Origin of the sequence: Nocardiopsis trehalosi NBRC 14201, assembly GCF_001552555.1 — a bacterium.
Taxonomy (GTDB): domain Bacteria; phylum Actinomycetota; class Actinomycetes; order Streptosporangiales; family Streptosporangiaceae; genus Nocardiopsis_B; species Nocardiopsis_B trehalosi.
In genome coordinates this window covers 1-4,395 of sequence record NZ_BCRK01000294.1, presented here as the reverse complement: position 1 = coordinate 4,395, position 4,395 = coordinate 1, and the positions used below count along the sequence as shown (strand labels likewise).

Annotated in this window: 2 protein-coding genes and 1 pseudogene; all 3 read left to right on the top strand. The window is 72.6% G+C overall.

Going from position 1 to position 4,395, the window contains the following annotated elements; genetic code table 11:
• A pseudogene (locus NT8_RS30160) lies at positions 1-363 on the top strand (hypothetical protein); the annotation flags it as partial.
• A gap of 567 nt (positions 364-930) precedes the next feature.
• Positions 931-1,410, top strand: coding sequence for a transcriptional regulator NrdR (nrdR, locus tag NT8_RS27385; RefSeq protein ID WP_067975811.1), 480 nt, complete (start codon positions 931-933; stop codon positions 1,408-1,410).
• Positions 1,411-1,509: 99 nt separating this feature from the next.
• Positions 1,510-4,344 (top strand): vitamin B12-dependent ribonucleotide reductase, encoded by a 2,835-nt coding sequence (locus NT8_RS27380; protein ID WP_067975808.1) that lies wholly within the window; start codon positions 1,510-1,512, stop codon positions 4,342-4,344.
• Positions 4,345-4,395: the final 51 nt, after the last annotated feature.

Genomic DNA, 4,395 nt, shown 5'->3' with positions numbered 1-4,395 from the left:
CCCGGGGACGCGGCCGGGGAGCCGCCGGCCGCCGACACGCCGGCGTCCGACGGCGACGCCGCGGAACCGCCGGCCGACGCGGCGCCGCGCCGGCGCGACCTGACCTCCCGCGCGGCCCGCGTGCGGCGGATGGGGGCCAAGCGGGCCGACGCGGCCGGCGCCGACGGGGAGGCCCCGGACGGCGACGGTGCCGCCGACCGCGTCGGCCCGGACGCGCCCGGCCCCGAGGGGGCCGAGGAGCCGGCGACCGACGGCGGCACCCCCGGTCGCGAGCCCGGCGGCCCCGACGGCCCGTCCCGGCTCATCCGCAAGCCCAAGAAGCCCGGTCGGGGCCGCGCCTGGCGCCCCCGCGAGACCACCTGACGCGCCGCCCGGGCGGCCCCCCTCGCGGACGGGGCCGCCCCGCGCCCGCACCGCCTGACCTGGGCATCGGTGCCCGCGCGGTGCCCCACCGCGCGTCCGGCGTGTGCCGTTCGGCGGCGCCCGCCGGGGGGAGTAAGGTGGCCCCCGCCCGCGACTCCCGGCCCACGCCGGGGCGGCGCCCCGGAGCCCCCTCCGGCCGCCGCCCTCGTCGGCGTGCCCGCGTCCGGGACCGCCCCGGGGCCGCTCCCGGCCCGCGCGCCGTGTGGTCGTCGGCACACCGCCGCGTCCGCCCAGGTGGGGGCGGCGCGGACACGCCCGGACACCGCTCGTGGTTTTCGCCGGGATGACCAGCGGGAAGACCCCGGCCGGTTGCGCGTGGGACTTGCGCGGCTGGTGTGGCAGTCGTAGGTTGACCACAATATCTAGTGCTCGCCATGGAACACGCGGCCTAGAAATTGTGCTTTAGTAGGTACTCGTTCCTCCGGGGGCGCGCCCGTGCGGCGGGCCGGCCCGACCGGCGCGGGACGCCGTGGAGGACGACGACGATCTTGGGGGGAGGCCACCGGCGTGCACTGTCCGTTCTGCCGACACCCCGACACCCGGGTGATCGACAGCCGGTCCACCGACGACGGGGCGGCCATCCGGCGCCGCCGCTCGTGCCCCACCTGCGAACGGCGCTTCACCACGCAGGAGACCGTGCTGCTGATGGTCGCCAAGCGGTCGGGGGTCACCGAGCCCTTCTCGCGGAGCAAGATCGTCGCCGGGGTGCGGCGCGCCTGCCAGGGGCGCCCCGTCACCGAGGACGCGCTCGCCAAACTCGGCCAGCGCGTCGAGGAGGAGATCCGCTGCCGGGGCCTGGCCGAGGTCCCCGCGCACGAGATCGGGCTCGCCATCCTCACGCCGCTGCGTGAGCTGGACGAGGTCGCCTATCTGCACTTCGCGTCGGTCTACCGGGGGTTCGAGTCCCTCGCGGACTTCGAGAGCGAGATCTCCCGGCTGCGCGCGGACCGGGAACGGGCCGCAGCGGCCGACGCCACCGAGGAGTAGCGCGCGGCCGCCCGCCGGCCGCGACGAACAAATGACCGCCCCCGCCGGGCTCCACCGCGGGCGGCGCGGTCGACGAACGTATGAGAGCAGGGGAGCGAGATGACGGAGACCACCGGCGCGTCAGAGCGCAAGGGGAAGGGGCGGCGCAAGGGCCTGAAAGTGCGGCGCATCTTCACCACGCCCGGTGTGCACCCCTATGACGCGGTGGCGTGGGAGCGCCGCGACGTGGTCATGACCAACTGGCGCGACGGGTCGGTCAACTTCGAGCAGCGCGGCGTGGAGTTCCCCGCCGGCTGGTCGATGAACGCCACCCAGATCGTCGCCAGCAAGTACTTCCGCGGCGCCGTGGGCACCCCCGAGCGGGAGTGGAGCCTCAAGCAGCTCGTCGACCGCGTCGCCGGCATGTACACCGAGACCGGCCGGGCCAACGGCTACTTCGCCTCCGACGAGGACGCCGAGGTCTTCGACCACGAGCTGAAGCACGCGCTGGTCAACCAGTACTTCAGCTTCAACTCGCCCGTCTGGTTCAACGTGGGCACCGCCTCCCGCCAGCAGGTGTCGGCCTGCTTCATCCTGTCGGTGGACGACACCATGGAGTCGATCCTCGACTGGTACAAGGAGGAGGGCATCATCTTCAAGGGCGGGTCGGGGGCCGGGGTCAACCTGTCCCGCATCCGCTCCAGCAAGGAGCTGCTGTCGTCCGGCGGCACCGCCTCGGGGCCCGTGTCGTTCATGCGCGGCGCCGACGCCTCCGCGGGCACCATCAAGTCCGGCGGCGCCACCCGCCGGGCCGCCAAGATGGTCGTCCTCGACGTCGACCACCCCGACATCGAGGAGTTCGTGCAGACCAAGGCGCGCGAGGAGGACAAGATCCGCGCCCTGCGCGACGCCGGGTTCGACGTCGACCTCGGCGGCGCCGACATCGTCAGCGTCCAGTACCAGAACGCCAACAACTCGGTGCGCGTCTCCGACCAGTTCATGCGCGCGGTCGAGACCGGCGCCGACTTCGGCCTGACCTCCCGCACCACCGGCGAGGTCATCGGCACGGTCGACGCCAAGGGCCTGTTCCGCCGCATGGCCGAGGCCGCCTGGGCCTGCGCCGACCCGGGCCTGCAGTACGACGACACGATCAACGACTGGCACACCGCCCCGGAGAGCGGCCGCATCACGGCCAGCAACCCGTGCTCGGAGTACGTCCACCTGGACAACTCGTCGTGCAACCTGGCGTCGATCAACCTGCTCAAGTTCCTCCAGGACGACGACACCTTCGACATCGAGCGGTTCACCGCGCTGACCGAGCTGGTCATCACCGCGATGGACATCTCGATCACGTTCGCCGACTTCCCGACCGAGAAGATCGGCGAGACCACCCGCGCGTTCCGCCAGCTCGGCATCGGCTACGCCAACCTCGGCGCCCTGCTGATGGCCACCGGCCACGCCTACGACTCCGACGGCGGGCGCGCGGTCGCCGCCGCCATCACCTCGCTGATGACCGGCACCGCCTACCGGCGCAGCGCCGAGCTGGCCGGCATCGTCGGCGCCTACGACGGCTACGCCAAGAACGCCGACGCGCACAAGCGGGTCATGCGCAAGCACGCCGCGGCAAACGACGACCTGCGGACGGTCGGCGCCATGGACCGCGCGATCGCGGCCGCCGCGGGCGAGGCCTGGCAGGAGTGCCTGCGCACCGGTGACAGGAACGGGTGGCGCAACTCCCAGGCCAGCCTGCTCGCGCCCACCGGCACCATCGGCTTCATGATGGACTGCGACACCACCGGCATCGAGCCCGACTTCTCCCTGGTGAAGTTCAAGAAGCTCGTCGGCGGCGGGTCGATGCAGATCGTCAACCAGGCGATCCCCCGCGCCCTGCGCAACCTGGGCTACCAGGAGGAGCAGGTCGAGGCGATCGTCGAGTACATCTCCGAGAACGGGCACGTGGTCGACGCCCCCGGGCTGCGCCCGGAGCACTACGAGGTGTTCGACTGCGCCATGGGCAAGCGCTACATCAAGCCCATGGGCCACGTCGAGATGATGGCCGCGGTGCAGCCGTTCCTCTCCGGCGCGATCTCCAAGACGGTGAACGTGCCCGAGGAGGCCACCGTCGAGGACTTCGAGCACATCTACTACCAGGGCTGGAAGCTCGGCCTGAAGGCGCTCGCGGTCTACCGCGACAACTGCAAGGTCGGCCAGCCGCTGTCGACCGCCGCGACCGAGGAGAAGGCGGCGCCGCAGGAGCGCCCCGAGCCCGAGGTCATCGAGGTCAACCGCCCGGTGCGGCGCCGGCTGCCGAAGAAGCGGCCGAGCCAGACCGTGTCGTTCTCGGTCGGCGGCGCCGAGGGCTACATCACCGCCGGGTCCTACCCGGACGACGGCCTCGGCGAGGTCTTCATGAAGCTCGGCAAGCAGGGCTCGACCCTGGCCGGCGTCATGGACGCGTTCTCGATCGCCATCTCCATCGCCCTGCAGTACGGGGTGCCGCTGGAGACCTACGTCGAGAAGTTCACCAACATGCGGTTCGACCCGGCCGGGATGACCGACGACCCGGACATCCGCATGGCCCAGTCGGTGGTCGACTACATCTTCCGCCGCCTGGCCCTGGACTACCTGCCCTACGACGAGCGCAGCGCCCTCGGCGTGTTCTCGGCCGAGGAGCGGCGCGCCCAGTTGGCCGGTGAGGACCCGGCGCAGATGGCCGCCCAGGTGGAGTCCTACGCCCAGTCGGCGCCGGTGTCGTCGGAGGAGGCGCGGTCCGAGCGGTCGTCCACCCCCGCCGCCGAGACCCGCACCGAGGCGCACACCACCACCGAGCTGCTCGAACTCAAGCAGGGCTTCGTCGCCGACGCCCCGCTCTGCGTCACCTGCGGCACCAAGATGCGCCCGTCGGGCAGCTGCTACGCCTGCGAGGGCTGCGGCTCCACCAGCGGCTGCAGCTAGCCACCGCACCGCCCCACCCCGCCGCCCCGGTGGAGAGCCTCGGCTCTCCAC

What these genes read in the sequence shown, in the direction of transcription:
- NT8_RS27380 (WP_067975808.1), top strand. Translation starts at nt 1,510, where the DNA reads ATGACGGAGACCACCGGCGCGTCAGAGCGCAAGGGGAAGGGGCGGCGC.